13 protein-coding genes are annotated in these 15568 nt (G+C 71.6%); 12 read left to right on the forward strand and 1 reads right to left on the reverse strand.

All coding sequences use genetic code 11. From position 1 onward, the window contains the following. Positions 1 to 88: 88 nt before the first annotated feature. The 5 genes from AB0K12_RS05085 to AB0K12_RS05105 all read left to right on the forward strand — a co-directional run bounded on the left by AB0K12_RS05085 (position 89) and on the right by AB0K12_RS05105 (position 5477). Positions 89 to 1795, forward strand: coding sequence for an ABC transporter ATP-binding protein (locus AB0K12_RS05085; RefSeq protein ID WP_364555666.1), 1707 nt, complete (start codon positions 89 to 91; stop codon positions 1793 to 1795). A 120-nt stretch (positions 1796 to 1915) separates the two neighbouring features. Further along, positions 1916 to 2719: a MurR/RpiR family transcriptional regulator gene (locus AB0K12_RS05090; protein ID WP_364555668.1), complete on the forward strand. Its 804-nt coding sequence runs from the start codon at positions 1916 to 1918 to the stop codon at positions 2717 to 2719. An 82-nt stretch (positions 2720 to 2801) separates the two neighbouring features. Beyond that, positions 2802 to 3488, forward strand: a complete 687-nt coding sequence (locus AB0K12_RS05095; RefSeq protein ID WP_364555669.1) for an SDR family oxidoreductase — start codon at positions 2802 to 2804, stop codon at positions 3486 to 3488. Between the two features lie 218 nt (positions 3489 to 3706). After that, positions 3707 to 4648, forward strand: a complete 942-nt coding sequence (locus AB0K12_RS05100; RefSeq protein WP_345397839.1) for a sigma-70 family RNA polymerase sigma factor — start codon at positions 3707 to 3709, stop codon at positions 4646 to 4648. Between the two features lie 67 nt (positions 4649 to 4715). After that, positions 4716 to 5477, forward strand: a complete 762-nt coding sequence (locus tag AB0K12_RS05105; RefSeq protein ID WP_364555670.1) for an MOSC domain-containing protein — start codon at positions 4716 to 4718, stop codon at positions 5475 to 5477. Between the two features lie 24 nt (positions 5478 to 5501). Here AB0K12_RS05105 and AB0K12_RS05110 read toward each other — a convergent pair whose 3' ends face one another. After that, a complete protein-coding gene (locus AB0K12_RS05110) occupies positions 5502 to 6428 on the reverse strand; it encodes an iron-siderophore ABC transporter substrate-binding protein (protein WP_364555671.1) in 927 nt (308 codons plus the stop codon). A gap of 204 nt (positions 6429 to 6632) precedes the next feature. Between AB0K12_RS05110 and AB0K12_RS05115 the strand changes: the two genes are divergently transcribed. The 7 genes from AB0K12_RS05115 to AB0K12_RS05145 all read left to right on the forward strand — a co-directional run bounded on the left by AB0K12_RS05115 (position 6633) and on the right by AB0K12_RS05145 (position 15462). Continuing rightward, positions 6633 to 7946 carry an ammonium transporter gene (locus AB0K12_RS05115; protein ID WP_364555672.1) on the forward strand — a complete coding sequence of 438 codons (1314 nt, stop codon included), beginning with the start codon at positions 6633 to 6635 and terminating at the stop codon, positions 7944 to 7946. Beyond that, positions 7943 to 8281 carry a P-II family nitrogen regulator gene (locus AB0K12_RS05120; protein ID WP_345397847.1) on the forward strand — a complete coding sequence of 113 codons (339 nt, stop codon included), beginning with the start codon at positions 7943 to 7945 and terminating at the stop codon, positions 8279 to 8281. The genes AB0K12_RS05115 and AB0K12_RS05120 overlap by 4 nt, the downstream gene beginning before the upstream one ends. A 157-nt stretch (positions 8282 to 8438) precedes the next feature. Continuing rightward, positions 8439 to 10664 carry a [protein-PII] uridylyltransferase gene (locus AB0K12_RS05125; RefSeq protein WP_364555673.1) on the forward strand — a complete coding sequence of 742 codons (2226 nt, stop codon included), beginning with the start codon at positions 8439 to 8441 and terminating at the stop codon, positions 10662 to 10664. A 133-nt stretch (positions 10665 to 10797) separates the two neighbouring features. After that, the gene (locus AB0K12_RS05130) at positions 10798 to 14067 is read left to right on the forward strand and encodes a nitrate- and nitrite sensing domain-containing protein (RefSeq protein WP_364555675.1); all 3270 of its coding nucleotides are present in this window, start codon (positions 10798 to 10800) and stop codon (positions 14065 to 14067) included. A 21-nt stretch (positions 14068 to 14088) separates the two neighbouring features. Beyond that, entirely contained in the window at positions 14089 to 14511 is a 423-nt protein-coding gene (locus tag AB0K12_RS05135) for a roadblock/LC7 domain-containing protein (protein WP_345397856.1), read from the forward strand. 26 nt (positions 14512 to 14537) lie between these two features. Then, positions 14538 to 14900 carry a DUF742 domain-containing protein gene (locus AB0K12_RS05140; RefSeq protein ID WP_345397859.1) on the forward strand — a complete coding sequence of 121 codons (363 nt, stop codon included), beginning with the start codon at positions 14538 to 14540 and terminating at the stop codon, positions 14898 to 14900. Further along, positions 14881 to 15462 carry an ATP/GTP-binding protein gene (locus AB0K12_RS05145; RefSeq protein WP_364555678.1) on the forward strand — a complete coding sequence of 194 codons (582 nt, stop codon included), beginning with the start codon at positions 14881 to 14883 and terminating at the stop codon, positions 15460 to 15462. Before AB0K12_RS05140 ends, AB0K12_RS05145 begins: the two co-directional genes overlap by 20 nt. Positions 15463 to 15568 lie beyond the last annotated feature (106 nt).

Below are 15568 nucleotides of genomic sequence, written 5' to 3' on the forward strand. Positions count from 1 at the left end.
CGTCAATTTAGGTTGACCCGTGTCGGGGGTGCGGTTCGCGTGGTCCCGTTCGTTGGGCAAGTCGAGAAATGTCGTGAGAGGAGATGTGGTGGTCAAGGAGTTGCTCGCCTACCTGCGCCCGCACAGGAAGATCCTTCTTGTGGGCGGGCTGCTGGGCCTGATCGGCTCGGCGGCGGGCCTCGCGATGCCGTTGCTGGCGAAGTACGTCGTGGACGCCTTCGGCCAGAACGGCTCCCTGGCCGGGCCGTTACTCGGGCTGACCGTCGCGGTGCTGGTCGGCGCCGTGGTCTCGGCCGGAGGCGGTTACCTGATGGAACGTACGGGCGAGGGCATCGTGCTCGGCGCCCGTCGCAGGCTCGTGGACCGGATGTTGCGGCTCAGGGTGGCCGACGTGGACCGGCTCAAGCCCGGCGACCTGCTGTCGCGGGTGACCGGTGACACGACGTTGCTCCGCTCGGTGCTCACCAACGGCGTCGTGGACTCGGTCAGCTCGGCGTTCATGCTGGTCGGCGCCATCGTGCTGATGGCCGCCATGGACGGTGTGCTGCTGCTCGTCACCCTGCTCGTCGTGGTGGTCATCGGCGGGCTGGTCGCGCTCATCATGCCGCGCATCCAGCGGGCGCAGACGCAGGCCCAGGAGGCCGTGGGCGAGATGGGGGCGGTGCTGGACCGGGCGCTGCAGGCGTACCGGACGGTCAAGGCCAGCGGCGCGGAGGAGCGGGAGATCGCCGAGGTCGGCGTGGCCGCCACGCGCGCCCGCGACCGCGGGCTGCAGGTCGCCGGCTGGACGTCGCTCGCGGGGGTGGCGACGTGGATGGCGGTGCAGATCGCGTTCCTCGCCGTGCTGGCCGTGGGCGGCGCGCGGGTCTCGTCGGGCACGCTGGAGGTCTCGTCGCTGATCGCGTTCCTGCTCTACCTGTTCTACCTGGTGCCCCCGATCGGGCAGCTCGTGCAGGGCGGGGTGCAGCTCCAGCAGGGGCTGGCCGCGTTGCGGCGGATCAAGGAGGTCGAGGACCTGCCGGCCGAGCCCGCCGGCGTCGTCCCGCGCGAGGACGCCAGGCCGATCGGCGTGCAGTTCCGCGACGTCGTCTTCCGGTACGGCGAGGACCGGCCCGTCGTGCACGACGGCGTCACCTTCGAGGTGCCGCCCGGCGGCCTGACCGCGCTGGTGGGCCCGTCGGGAGCGGGCAAGTCGACGGTGTTCGCGCTGCTCGAACGCTTCTACGAGCACCAGGGCGGGCAGATCCTGGTGGACGGCCGCGACATCCGCGACTGGCCGCTCGGCGAGCTGCGCGCCGCGCTCGGCTACGTCGAGCAGGACGCCCCCGTCCTGGCCGGCACGCTGCGGGAGAACCTGCTCTTCGCCGCGCAGGACGCCACCGAGGAGGAGCTGCGGGCGGCGATCGCGCGCACCAGGCTCGACGACCTCGTCGCCCGGCTGCCCGACGGGCTGGAGACCCCGGTCGGTCACCGCGGCGTGCTGCTGTCGGGCGGCGAGCGGCAGCGCGTGGCCATCGCCAGGGCGCTGCTGCGCAAACCCAGGCTGCTGCTGCTCGACGAGGCCACCTCGCAGCTCGACGCGGTCAACGAGCTGCGGCTGCGCGAGGTCATCGCCGAGGTGGCGGCGGAGACCACGGTGCTGGTCATCGCGCACCGCCTCTCGACGGTGACGGGCGCCGACCGGATCGTGGTGATGGAGGGCGGCGGCGTACGCGCGGTCGGCAGCCACGACGAGCTGGTGGGCTCCGACGAGCTCTACAGGGAGCTGGCGGCCACCCAGTTCCTGGTCGGCTGACGGCATCTGACCAGGGAAGACGTTGCCCATGGGGAGTGGGCGCACCGGTGGGCGGGATGAGAACGGCGGGTCCCATGCGTTGAGGGTGGCGTGGCGGACGGATATCACGGTGGGCTTGAGATGCTGCTGGATGGCCGGAGGCTGTCGCCCGTACAGCACAGGATCGCCGACTACCTCAGCGAGCACCTCGACGAGGCGATCTTCCTGTCGAGCGTCGAGCTGGCCGAACGGGCCGGGGTCAGCCAGCCCTCCGTGACCCGCTTCGCGATGGTGCTGGGCTTCACCGGCTACCCCGAGCTGCGCCAGGCGCTGCGCCCCCTCGTGCTCGGCGGGGGCGCGGAGTCGCCGCACGAGAGCCTGCTGCGCACCGCCATCGACTGCGAGATCCGCAACCTCGCGGCGTTGAGGGAGCGCCTGTCCCACTTCCCGCTCAAGGAGCTGGGCGAGCACCTCGCCGCCACCGAGCCGCTGCCGGTGCTGGGCCTGCGGGCCTCGTGCGGGCTGGCCACCACGTTCGCCTACTACGCCCGCCGCATCCACCCCGACGTGCGGCTGCTCGTCCACGGCGGCTCCGAGCTGGCCGAGGGCCTGCACGCGGCCCAGCGGTCAGGCGCCGAGTGGGTGGTGGCCGTGGTGCTGCCGCGCTATCCCGCCGAGACGTTGCAGGCCCTGGAGTACGCCACCAAGCTCGGCCTGCGGGTCGCCGCCATCACCGACAGGGCGGGGCTGCCCGCCGAGGTCGTGCTCGACGCGCCCGTGGGCGACGGCTTCGTCTTCAACTCCCACGCCGCGCCGCTGATGCTGGCCATGTCGCTGGTGGAGGCCATGGCCGAGGCCGTGCCGCTGCGGACGCGGGCCAGGCTGGAGGAGTACGAGCGGATGACCGAGGAGACCGGCACCTTCCTGACCGGCGACCCCGCCTGACCCTGCGCCGGACAGGACCAGAAGGCCCCGTGCCCAGCCGGCCGTGCGTCCGCGCGGCGCTCAAGGTCAATAAGCTGCCGCTATGACTGAACGACCGAAGGCGCTGGTCACCGGCGCCTCCCGAGGGGTGGGCGCGGCCGTCGCGCGGGCCCTGGCCCCCACCCACGACATCCTGCTCGGCGGCCGTGATGAGCGGGCGCTGGCCGCGCTCGCCGACCAGCTGCCCGGGGCGCGGCCCTGGCCGGTGGAGCTGACCGGGGTCACGCAGGCCGACGTCGCGGACATCGACCGGCTCGACGTGCTCGTCCACTGCGCCGGCGTGGCCACCCTCGGCCGCATCGCCGACCAGAGCGCCGACGTCTGGCGGCGCACGTACGAGGTCAACGTGGTCGCCGTCGCCGAGCTGACCAGGCTGCTGCTGCCCGCGCTCAGGCAGGCGGGCGGGCACGTCGTGTGCGTGAACTCGGGCTCCGGGCAGCGGGCCAACCCCGACTGGGGCGCGTACGCGGCCAGCAAGTTCGCCTTGAAGGCGTTCGCCGACGTGCTGCGGCTGGAGGAGCCCCTGCTCAGGGTCACCACCGTCTACCCCGGCAGGACCGCCACCGACATGCAGCGGGGCGTGCGGGCGTACGAGGGCGGGGAGTTCGAGCCCGAGCGCTACCTGCGGCCGGAGAGCGTGGCGCGGGCCATCGTCGCGACGATCACCGCCGGCCCCGACGCGCACCTCACGGAGCTGACCCTGCGTCCCAGGGGCGGTCCGGTGAACTGAGGCCCGCGCGCGCGGCCGTGGGGACGTAGGGTGGCCCCGACGTCCCCTCCCGGCAGGGTGGCCCGGCCCATCCCTCGTTCACCAGGGGTTTCAGCGCGCTCTCCTCCTTGAGGAGGACATCCAGAACCCTCCCGCAGACGTAGTGCTTTAGGGAATCTTTGCTTCTGGCCGGACGTTGGCCGGGTATAGAACGCAGCTGCGGAACGAGGTGCCAGGGGATGGCAAGGCCTACGGGGAGTCGCACGCAGGAGCAGCACGTCGCCGAGCGCGATCTGCTGGGGACCTACCTGGCCGAGATCGGCCGGGTCCCGCTGCTCACGGCGGAGGAGGAAGTGGAGCTCGCCAAGCGGATCGAGGCGGGCCTGTTCGCCGAGCAGCTGCTCGACAGCGGGGGCACGGAGCCGCGCATCGGGGACGCGGCCGACGAGGAGCTTGAGCGGCTGGCCATTTCCGGCCGGCGGGCGAAGGAGGAGTTCATCCAGGCCAACCTGCGCCTGGTGGTGGCGGTGGCCAGGAAATACTCGGGCCGGGGGATGCCGCTGATCGACCTCGTCCAGGAGGGGAACCTGGGCCTGGTGCGGGCGGTGGAGAAGTTCGACTACCGGCGGGGTTACAAGTTCTCGACGTACGCGACGTGGTGGATCAGGCAGTCCGTCGGCCGGGCCATCCACGAGCAGGCCCGCCCGGTGCGGCTGCCCACCCACGCGGGGGAGCAGATGACCCGGCTGATGCGGGTCAGGCGCGACATGCTGGCCGAGTTCGACGCCGAGCCGACCGACGACGATCTCGCCGGCATCCTCGACCTGCCGATCGAGCGGGTGCGCGAGCTGCGCCGCTGGGCGTCCGACCCGGTGTCGTTGCAGCTCGGCGTGGGAGACGAGGACGAGACCGAGCTGGGCGACATGATCGCCGACGAGACGTGGGCCGATCCCGAGCAGCAGGCCATCGACATCCTGGAGCGTGAGCGGCTCGACCAGTGGCTCACCGGCCTTGAGGGGCCGACCAGCGAGATGCTGCGCTGGCGCTACGGGCTGGTCGACGGGCGCGAGCACACGCTGACCGAGGTGGGCGAGCGTTACGGCATCGGCCGCGACCGCGCCCGCCGCATCGAGCGCGACGCGCTGGCCCGCCTGCGCAAGATGGCCACGGCCGCCGCCTGACGACCGAGCCGAGGGCCCGCTGACGTCCCCGAGGGGGAGGCGCGTCGGCGGGCCCTAGGCTTTGCGCATGCATGTGGAGATTCTGCGCCGCTATCCCGTGAAGTCGATGCTGGGCGAAGAGCTCGCCGAGAGCGTGGTGAGCGAACGCGGGCTGGCCGGTGACCGGGCGCGGGCGGTGCTCGACGTGGCCACCGGGAAGATCGCCAGTGCCAAGAACCCGCGGTTGTGGCGGCGGCTGCTCACCGTCGAAGGCGCTCGGGTGCCCGGTGACGCCGAGCTGTCGGAGCTGCTCGGGCGCGAGGTGCGGGTGATCGACGTGCCGCCGGAGGGGGCCGAGCTGGAGCGGTCGGTGCCGGAGCGGGTGCTGGCCGAGGGGATCGAGGCGGAGGTGCCGTACACGGTGGGGACGCTGGGGGCGGGCGCTCCCGCGGGCACGTTCTTCGACTTCGCGCCCCTCCACCTCATCACCACCTCCACCCTCGGCGCGATCGGGGCGCTCGGGCCGCGCGGGCGGGTCGAGGACGTGCGCTACCGGCCCAACCTGGTGATCGCCACCGAGGGGGAGGGGTTCGTCGAGAACGGCTGGGTGGACCGGCGGCTGCGCGTCGGCGACGAGGTGGAGCTGCACGTCATCGTGACCAGCCCGCGCTGCGCGATGCCGACGCTGGAGCACGGCGCGCTCACCCGCGACACCGACGCGCTGCGCACCGTGGCCAGGCACAACCGGGTGCCGGTGTTCGACATGGGGCCGCAGCCGTGCGCCGGCGTGTACGCGCGGGTGACCCGCCCCGGCCGCGTCAGGAAGGGCGACCAGGTCACCCTCGTCTGAACGCCCCGGCCCACCCCTTCGGGGTTACGCCAGCGGGGCGAGGTGCTTGTCGAGGTCGTCGAGGATCTTGCCGGCGGCGGTGACGCCGATGCCGGTCATCCAGATCTCGTCGTCCACGTTGTGGGCGTTGCCGGACTTGACCGCCTCGAGGTTCTTCCACAGGGGGCCGCCGGTGACCTCGGCCTGCGCCTTGGCTGCGTTCTCCCCGTACGCGCTGTAGAAGATCGCGTCACCGTCGGCCTTGGCGATGTTCTCCTGGCTCAGCTTGCCGAAGCGCCGGTCCTCCTGGTCGTTGAGCTGCTGCACCTCGGGCCGCGGGATGCCGGCGTCGCCGACGACGATGCCGCTGAACGACTGCGGCCCGTACATCCTGATCTCGGTCGGCATGAACCGGACGATGCTGACCTGCAGCTTGGAGTACTTGGCGCCGACCTCCTCGGCGCGCGTCTCGTACGCCGTCAGCAGCTGCTGCGCCTGCTCCTTCTTGCCCAGAGCCTCGGCGTCGAGCAGGAAGTTCTCCTTCCAGGTGATGCCGACCCGATCGGTGAACACGGTCGGGGCGATCTTGGAGAGCTTGTCGTAGAAGGCGGCCTGGCGGAACTTCGAGCCGAGGATGAGGTCGGGCTTGAGCGCGATGATGGCCTCGATGTTCGGCTGCTGGAGGGTGCCGACGGGCTTGGTGCCGGCCAGGGCGGAGCCGAGGTATTCGGGCCACGTCTGGTTCTCCTGGGCCTGGGCGGCTCCGACGGGCGCGAGGCCGAGCGAGACCATGGAGTCGAGCTTGTCGGTGTCGAGCACGACGACCCGCTTCGGCGTCATGGGCACCTTCGTCTCACCCATGGCGTGCTTGACGGTACGGGTGGGGCCCGCGTCCTCGGCCGTGGTGGACGTGCCACAGGCGGCGAGGGCGAGAACGGGCAGCATGGCGGCGAGGGCCAGGCGTAGGCGCATGGGCGTTCCTTGATCGTTAGGTAAGGCAAACCTAAGTATGGCACGGACGATATTGCCGTGCTCAAAAGCGTTGTGTGAGACGTCCGAAACGCGTGCGAAACACCTCTGCGCCGAGATTCACGAATGTGAAACACACCTGGTCGAGCCACGAAACCCCGGGCGAACACGCTGTGGCCACACGTCACATGTAAGGAGGGTCGCGTCGTGAAGATCGACAGCGGCACGACTGCCTGGATGCTCGCGGCCACCGCATTGGTGCTGTTGATGACACCGGGCCTCGCGCTTTTCTACGGGGGCATGACCAGGGCCAAGAGCGTCCTGAACATGATGATGATGTCGTTCGGCGCCATCGTCGTCGTGAGCATCACCTGGATGCTCTACGGCCACTCACTCGCTTTCACAGAGAACCCCAGTTCAGCGCTCAACACCTTCGTCGGCGGCTTCGACGCCCTGGGCCTGCAGAGCCTCGTGGACACCGCGACCAGTGACGACGGCACCGGCATGCCGAGCCTCGTCTTCTCCGCCTTCCAGATGACGTTCGCCATCATCACCGTCGCGCTGATCAGCGGTGCCATCGCGGACCGCGCGAAGTTCGGCGCGTGGATGCTGTTCGGCGTCATCTGGGCCACGATCGTCTACTTCCCCGTCGCCCACTGGGTGTGGGGCGGCGGCTGGCTCAACTCGATGGGCATCGAGGACTTCGCGGGCGGCACGGTCGTCCACATCAACGCGGGAGCCGCGGCGCTGGCGCTGGCGCTGGTGCTGGGCAAGCGCCAGGGCTGGCGCAAGGAGCCGATGCGGCCGCACAACCTCACGCTGGTGCTGCTCGGCGCGGCGCTGCTGTGGTTCGGCTGGTTCGGCTTCAACGCGGGCTCCGAGCTGGTCGTCGACGGCATCGCCGGTCTGGCCTTCATGAACACCCAGATCGCCACCGCGGTCGCGGTCGGCGCCTGGCTCACGGTGGAGAAGCTCCGTGACGGCCACGCCACCAGCCTCGGCGCCGCCTCCGGCGCGGTCGCCGGTCTGGTCGCCATCACCCCGGCCTGTGGTTTCGTCGACCCGTGGGCGGCCATGCTCATCGGACTGATCGCCGGCGCCGTCTGTGCCTACGCCGTGGGCCTGAAGTACAAGCTCGGCTACGACGACTCGCTCGACGTGGTCGGCGTGCACCTGGTCGGCGGCGTGATCGGCGCCGTCGCGCTCGGCTTCGTGGCCGCCTACCCCGCCACCGACGAGCAGAGCCAGGGCCTGTTCTACGGCGGCGGCTTCGGCCAGCTCGGGCTCCAGGTGCTCGGCCCGGTGGCCGTGGGCCTCTACTCCTTCGTCATCACGTGGATCATCGGCAAGGTCATCGACAAGACGATGGGCTTCCGCATCAAGGCCGAGGACGAGGTCACCGGCATCGACATCACCACGCACGCCGAGACCGGCTACGACCTCGGCACCGTTCACGCCTCCGGCGTGAGCTCCCCCAACGGCCCCGTCACGGCTCCCGCCACGAAGAAGGTGGACGCATGAGGCTCATCACCGCGATCATCAAGCCCTTCAAGCTCGATGACGTGAAGGCCGCGCTCGAACAGTTCGGCATCAAGGGCATGACGGTCAGCGAGGCCAGCGGCTACGGCCGGCAGCGCGGCCACACCGAGGTCTACCGCGGCGCCGAGTACCAGGTCGACCTGGTGCCCAAGGTGCGCCTTGAGGTCCTCATCGAGGAGGACGACGCCGAGGACGTGATCGACGTCATCACCAAGGCGGCGCACACCGGCAAGATCGGCGACGGCAAGGTCTGGTCCGTGCCCGTCGACACCGTCATCCGGGTACGCACCGGCGAACGGGGTCCGGAAGCCCTGTGATGAATCCGCGGCGAAGCGCGGGCACCCTCCCGGGGGCGTCCGCGCGGAGCGAGGCCCGACCGGCCGACGACGTCCGGCGGGGGGTTCACAGGGGAAAGGACCCGAGGCGAAGCCCGGACGAGGGCGTCCGGGCGGAGCTCTGCAAGGGGGCACTGCAGTGAGGGGAGAGGCCCGTTCGTACGCCGCGGCCCGCAAGGAGCGGACCGCGGACACCGACCGCTGGCTCAAGGATCTCTTCCGCACGGCGAGCGACGGCGACCAGGTCTCCCTGGTCGCCGTCGGCAGCCTGGGAAGGGGGGAGCCGGCGCCGGGCAGCGACCTCGACCTGGTGCTGCTCCACTCCGGCCGCGCCGACGTGGCGAGGATCGCCGACCGGATCTGGTATCCGATCTGGGACGCGGCGGTCGGTCTCGACCACTCCGTGCGCACGGTGGAAGAGGCCGTCTCGGTCGCCAGACAGGACCTCAAGGCGGTGCTCGGACTGATCCAGGCCAGGCACGTGGCCGGCGACCCCGACCTGACCAGGAAGGCCAGGGAGGCGGTGCTGGCCGAATGGCGGGCCGACTCGCGGCGCCGGCTCGGCGAGCTGCGGGAGGCCGCCGACCAGCGGGCGCAGGTCAGCGGGGAGCTGGCGTTCCTGCTGGAGCCCGATCTCAAGGACGGCCGCGGCGGGCTCCGCGACGTCCAGGCCATGCAGGCGGTGGCCGCCGCATGGGTCGCCTCGGCCCCCGGACCGCGGGCGCGCGAGGCGTACGAGTTCATCCTCGACGTGCGGCACGCGCTGCACGTCGTCACCGCCCGCGGCACCGACCGCCTGGTGCTCCAGGAGCAGGACGCGGTGGCCGGGCTGCTCGGCCTGCTCGACGCCGAGGCGCTGATGCGCCGGCTGGCCGAGGCGGGCCGCACGATCTCCCACGCCTTCGACGCGACGTGGCGCACCGTTGACAGGCTGGTGTCAGGCCCGGCTCCACGCGGGCGCCGCCCGCTGGCCGACGGCGTGGTGGAGCACGGCGGCGAGGTGGTGCTCGCCAGGGGGGTCGATCCGCGCAAGGATCCCGTCCTGGTGCTGCGCGCCGCGGCCGCCGCGGCCGACTCGGGGCTGCCGCTCGCGCCCGCGACGGTCTCCGTGCTCGCAGCTCAGTCGGCGCCGATGCCGGTGCCCTGGCCCGAGGAGGCCCGCGACGCGCTCGTGTCGATCCTCGGCGCGGGCCGCGCCGCCGTGCCCGTGTGGGAGGAGCTCGACCAGGCGGGCATCCTTGTCAAGTTGCTTCCTGACTGGGAGCGCGTACGCCACCGCCCCCAGCGCAACCCGATCCACCGGTTCACGGTCGACCGTCACCTGATCGAGGCCGCGGCCAACGCCGCCAGCCACACCCGCGAGGTCTCCAGACCCGACCTGCTGCTGATCGCGGCGCTGCTGCACGACGTCGGCAAGGGCTGGCCGGGCGACCATTCGGCGACCGGCGAGGTGGTGGTCCGCGACATCGCGACCCGCATCGGCCTGCCGCCCGCCGACGTCGAGACGCTGGCCACCGTCGTACGCCACCACCTGCTGCTGCCCGAGACCGCCACCCGCAGGGACCTCGACGACCCCGTCACGATCGAGAAGGTCGCGGGCACGGTCGGCTCGCGCGAGGTGCTCGACCTGCTGGCCGCGCTGGCCGTCGCCGACGGCATCGCGACCGGGCCGGCCGCCTGGAACGCGTGGAAGGCCGGACTGGTGGCCGACCTGGTCCGCAGGGTGCGCTCGGTGCTGGCCGGCTCGCCCCCGCCCAAGCCGCCGACGATCTCTCCCGAGCAGGCCGGTCTCGCCCGCCACGGAGGTGGGGCCGTCCGGGTGCACGGGGGAGCGGTCACGGTCGTCGCACCCGACCGGGTGGGCCTGCTGTGGAGCGCCGCCGGCGTGCTGTCGGCGCACCGGCTCGTGGTGCGCTCGGCGTCGTCGGCGTCCGCCGGCTCGACGGCGGTGATCGAGTTCTCCGTCATCCCCGAGTACGGCTCCCCGCCCGACCCCGCGACCCTCGAAGCCGATCTCCGTCTCGTCCTTGCCGGCCGTCTTGACATAGAGCAACGACTTGCCCGCCGCGCGAGGGCCGTGAGGCCGCCTCGCGTACCGGTCGCTCCACCCCGTGTGACCTTGGTCGACGACGCCTCGGCGACCGCCACGGTGGTCGAAGTCAGGGCCCATGACAGGCCGGGGCTCCTGTGGCGCATCGGACGGGCGTTCGGTGAGTGCGGTCTTGACGTGAGGGCCGCTCGCGTGGAGACTCTCGGCGCGGAGGCGGTGGACGTCTTCTACGTTGTGGACCGCGCTGGTCGCCCCCTCAGCGACGACGCGCAAAGGGCCCAAGTCCGCGATCAAGTCCTTGCCGCGCTGCGATAACCAACAACACACGACAACCGGTCACGTTTGTAACGATTGTGTCCGATATGCCTGTTAAGTCAGATGCTGCGGATACCTTGTGGACGGTCTGACGACCCGTTGCGGACGGGACGATTGAGGGGTAGCGGGAGCGGTGACTACGGGGAATTCGGGCAGCGGCACGGCCGCGCAGCCGGACCGCGCGAAGCGGCTGCTGCAGCGGCTCGGCCTGCGGAACTGGCGGGTGCGGTGGCGGCTCACCGCGCTCATCCTGGTGCCGACCATCGCCGCCGTCGTGCTCGGGGGAGCGCGTGTGGTGGGCTCGGTCCAGAGCATCGCCGTCTATGACCGCACGGCCACCGCAGCCGAGCAGGCCGGCCGCGTCCGCGACCTGGTGCAGGCGCTGGGCCTGGAGCGCGACACAGGCGGCTGGGTCGGCGCGAGCCGGGCCATGCGCAAGAAGCTCGCCACGCCGCTCGCCCAGCGCAAGGCCGCCGTGGACACCCTGGTCAAGGCCGTCCGCGCGGACCTCGACACCATGGACGAGTCCTACGGCCCCCGCGTGGTCAAGGCCGCCGAGCAGGTCAGGTACGACCTCGGCCGGCTGGCCAAGATCAGGGAAGAGGGCCAGAAGAACACCATCCGCTACGACTTCCTCACCGACACCCTGATCAAGCTGCACGACGAGCTGGCCCTGATGTCCGACGACTCGCAGATCGTCGGCCAGTTCCGCGGCCTGAGCGCGCTCGTCGCGGCCAAGGAGGAGATCTCCCGCCAGCGCGTCCAGCTCCTGCAGGCGTCCTACGACGCCGCGAGCGTGGACGCCAAGGAGGTCGAGCAGTTCATCGCCTCCAACGCCCGCCAGCAGAGCGACATCGCCACCGTGGGCGCCGAGGCCGGCGTCGAGGTCGGCCTGGAACTGTCCAAGGCGCTGGCCTCCAAGCCCGAGTACGTCAACATCCAGCTCACCAAGTCCCGGGCGATCGCGCTGGTCAGCGGCAAGGAGCCGGGCGCCCGCATCGTCGACAACCTGATCTCGGCCAGGGCTGAGCGGCAGGAGTGGTTCGACAGCAACACCGCCGCCATCGACCTGCTGCACGGCATCGAGAAGGGCCTGGCGGACAAGGTGAACCTGCGCAGCCAGGAGCTGCGCTCGCAGGAGATCCGCAACGCGATCATCGCGGGGATCCTCATCCTCGCGCTGCTCGCGGTCGTGCTGCTGCTCACCGTGGCCATCGCCCGCTCGATGGTCGGCCCGCTGCGGCGGCTGCGCACCGAGGCGCTGGAGGTGGCCGGGTTCCGGCTGCCCGACGTGGTGCGCCAGCTGCGCGTCAGCGGCGACCCCGCCTCCGTGCGCGAGGTGCAGCCCATCGCCGTGGACGGCGACGACGAGATCGGCGAGGTGGCCAGGGCCTTCGACCAGGTGCACCGGCAGGCCGTCCGCCTGGCGGGCGAGGAGGCCGAGCTGCGCAGCAACATCAGCTCGATGTTCGTCAACCTCTCCCGCCGCACCCAGACGCTGGTCGAGCGGCAGATCTCGCTCATCGACGGCCTGGAGAAGGGCGAGCAGGACGGCGGCCGGCTGGCCGACCTGTTCAAGCTCGACCACCTGGCCACCCGCATGCGCCGCAACTCCGAGAACCTCCTGGTCCTCGCCGGCCACGACGCCACCCGCCGGCGCAGCCAGCCGGCCAAGCTGGTCGACGTCGTCCGCGCCGCGCTGTCGGAGGTCGAGGGCTACGAGCGCGTCCAGGTGCGGGTGCACCGCGCCACCTCCGTGCTCGGCAGCTGCGCCAACGACCTCGTCCACCTGGTCGCCGAGCTGGTCGAGAACGCCATCCAGTTCTCCCCGAGCAACTCCCAGGTCATCGTCACCAGCAGCCTCATCGAGGGCGGCGGCGCCCTGCTGTCGGTCACCGACAGCGGCATCAGCATGACGGAGGAGGAGCTGGCCGAGGCCAACCGCCGCCTGGCCGAGCCGCCCGTCGTGGACGTGTCGGTCTCCCGGCGCATGGGCCTGTTCGTGGTCGGCCGCCTGGCGCTGCGCCACGGCATCCGGGTGCAGCTGCGCAAGGGCGAGGGCAGCGGGCTGATCGCCATGGTGCTGCTGCCGCCGACGCTGATCGCCGACGGCACCCAGCAGCAGCCGCTGCCGCAGCGGCCCGCCTTCGGCGGCGGGACCGTGCCGTCGCAGGCGGGCGCGCCCGCGCAGAACGGGTCGTTCCGGTCGTTCGCCAGCTTCGACTCCTTCGACGCGGCGGGGCCCCGCGCGGGCTCCTTCGACAACGGGCACCGGCCTGGACCCGCCACGTTCGACAGCGGCCCGGCGCGGCAGGGTCCCTCGACGTTCGACAGCGGTCCCGTGCGGCCCGGCGCCCCGGCCTTCGGCGGCGGTCCCGCACCGCAGGGCCCGTCCGCGTTCGACAGCGGTTCCGCACCGCAGGGTCCGTCCGCGTTCGACGGCGGGCCCGGCAGGCAGGGGCCTTCGTCCTTCGACGGCGCTCCCGGCCGTCCGGCCGAGGGCGGGCCGGCGCGCCCGGTGAACGGGCCCGTCAACGGTGGTCAGGTCAGGCCGGGCGGCCTGCCCAGGCGCTCGCCCGGCTCGTTCGACGGCGCGCCTGGACAGGGGCCGAGGTCCTTCGACGGCGCGCCACCGCAGGCTCCTCCGGCGAACGGCGGCCCCGCGGCCCCCCAGACCGGGCCCCAGACAGGTCCCCAGACCGGCCCCCAGACAGGGGCGCGGCCGTTCGACGGCGGGCCCTCGTACGGATCGTTCCCCTCCGACCCGGGCCGTGCCGGGATCAACGGCTTCACCGCCGACACCGACGGCGGCGCCTACCGCAGGCGTCAGGGCACGTACGACTCCGGCGCCTACCCCTCGTACCCCAGTGCTCCTCCCGCGGCATCTGGTAATGGCGCGTTCCAGACGCCGCAGCCCTCGTCCTACTCGACCAACGACGTGCGTACGCCCGACCCGGCCCCCTCGGCGGACACCCCGCCTGAGCAGGGGCGGGAGGACTACCTGCCGATCTTCGCCGCGGTGGAGTCGGCCTGGTTCCGCAGGCCGCCGGGCGAGGCGGCGGAGGGGCCGGGAGAGTCCACGGCCGCGCACGCCGTACCCTCTGGTGAGGAAGCGTGGCGGACGGCCGCGGACGCCGGCTGGCAAGCGGCGAAAGCGGCCGCCGAGCCAAGCCTCGGTGGCATCACCGCCGCCGGGCTCCCCAAACGCACCCCCAAGGCCAACCTGGTGCCTGGCACGGCGAGCAGCCGGCCCGCGCAGGCACCGCAGCAGCAGGAGCAGCGGCAGGCACCGCCGCCGCCTCCGGTCTCCGCTGACCGGATCCGCAGCAGGCTGGCCAGCTTCCAGCAGGGTGTGCGCAGGGGTCGCCAGGAGATTCGTGGACAGGAGGACAAGAGTGAGTAAGCGTCCCGCCGGGGAGGATGCGTGACAACCCTTAGCAGTGAGGCCAACAGGTTCGACTGGCTGATCACCGACTTCGTCCGGCACACGCCCGGAGTGGCCCATGCCGTCGTCGTCTCGGCCGACGGGCTCTGCCTGGCCGCGTCCGAGGGGTTCCCGCCGGACCGGGCCGACCAGCTCGCCGCGGTCGCCGCGGGGCTGCTGAGCCTGACCGTGGGCGCGTCGCGGGTGTTCGAGGGCGGCGCGGTGACGCAGACCGTGGTCGAGATGCAGCGCGGTCTGCTGCTCGTCATGGCGATCAGTGACGGCTCGGTGCTCACGGTCCTGGCGGGTCCCGATTGTGACATGGGACTCGTGGCCTACCAGATGACGTTGCTGGTAGACAGGGCTGGACAGGCACTGACGCCGGCCCTGCGCGCGGAGCTGCAGGCCGCCAGGACCCGGTGATGTGATGGAACTGATGGGAGCGGGCCGTGTACGGCGCTGACGGAATCGGGGAAGAGGAGCCCCTGTTCCGTCCTTACGCGGTGACGGGCGGCAGGTCTGAGCCGCGCTACCACCTCGCGATGGAGACGTTGATCTCGTCGATGTCGATCCCGGACGACGAGATGGCCATGCTCACCCCCGAGCAGGAGGCCATCATGCAGCTGTGCAGGTCGTTCCGGTCGGTCGCCGAGATCTCGGCCCTGCTCCGCGTCCCGCTGGGCGTGGCCAGGGTGCTCGTGGCGGACATGTCAGACGAAGGGCTCGTCCGCCTGCACCAGCCACGCCTCAGCCAGGGACAGCCAGACCTCAACATGCTCGAAAGGGTGCTCAGTGGACTACGCAGGCTCTAGCCCCGGCCTCACGTCGACGAAGATCGTCGTCGCCGGTGGTTTCGGCGTCGGGAAGACGACTTTCGTGGGGGCGGTGTCCGAGATCCTCCCGCTCACCACGGAAGCGGTGATGACCGACGCGTCCGCGGGCATCGACGATCTCGGCCTGACCCCGAACAAGCAGACCACGACCGTGGCGATGGACTTCGGCCGGCTCTCGCTCGACCGTGACCTGATCCTCTATCTGTTCGGCACGCCCGGGCAGCACCGGTTCTGGTTCATGTGGGACGACCTCGTCCGCGGCGCCATCGGCGCGGTGGTGCTGCTCGACACGCGCCGCCTGGCCGACAGTTTCCCCGCCATCGACTACTTCGAAGAGGCCAAGCTGCCCTTCGTGATCGGGGTCAACGGCTGGGACGGCCAGTTCCCGCACTCCGACAACGAGGTCAGGGAGGCGCTGGCGCTGTCGCCGCAGGTGCCGATCGTGCGCACCGACGCGCGTAACCGCGAGTCGGTCAAGGCGACGCTGATCTCGCTGGTCGAGCACGTCGTCCGCCTGCGCGCCGCGCCCGCCGCCTACTGAGCCGCTACTGGGCCGCTAGTGGGCCGCTGCTGGGCCGCCTGCTGAGGCGCGAAGGGCCGCACACGCGGTCTGCCAAGCCTCCGCGCGCCGCACTCGCGGCCCGCTG

It is taken from the genome of Nonomuraea sp. NPDC049419 (genome assembly GCF_040676995.1).
Lineage (GTDB): Bacteria > Actinomycetota > Actinomycetes > Streptosporangiales > Streptosporangiaceae > Nonomuraea > Nonomuraea salmonea.

What these genes read in the sequence shown, in the direction of transcription:
- AB0K12_RS05090 (WP_364555668.1), top strand. Translation starts at nt 1,916, where the DNA reads ATGCTGCTGGATGGCCGGAGGCTGTCGCCCGTACAGCACAGGATCGCC.
- AB0K12_RS05095 (WP_364555669.1), top strand. Translation starts at nt 2,802, where the DNA reads ATGACTGAACGACCGAAGGCGCTGGTCACCGGCGCCTCCCGAGGGGTG.
- AB0K12_RS05100 (WP_345397839.1), top strand. Translation starts at nt 3,707, where the DNA reads ATGGCAAGGCCTACGGGGAGTCGCACGCAGGAGCAGCACGTCGCCGAG.
- AB0K12_RS05105 (WP_364555670.1), top strand. Translation starts at nt 4,716, where the DNA reads ATGCATGTGGAGATTCTGCGCCGCTATCCCGTGAAGTCGATGCTGGGC.
- AB0K12_RS05110 (WP_364555671.1), bottom strand. Translation starts at nt 6,428, where the DNA reads ATGCGCCTACGCCTGGCCCTCGCCGCCATGCTGCCCGTTCTCGCCCTC.
- AB0K12_RS05120 (WP_345397847.1), top strand. Translation starts at nt 7,943, where the DNA reads ATGAGGCTCATCACCGCGATCATCAAGCCCTTCAAGCTCGATGACGTG.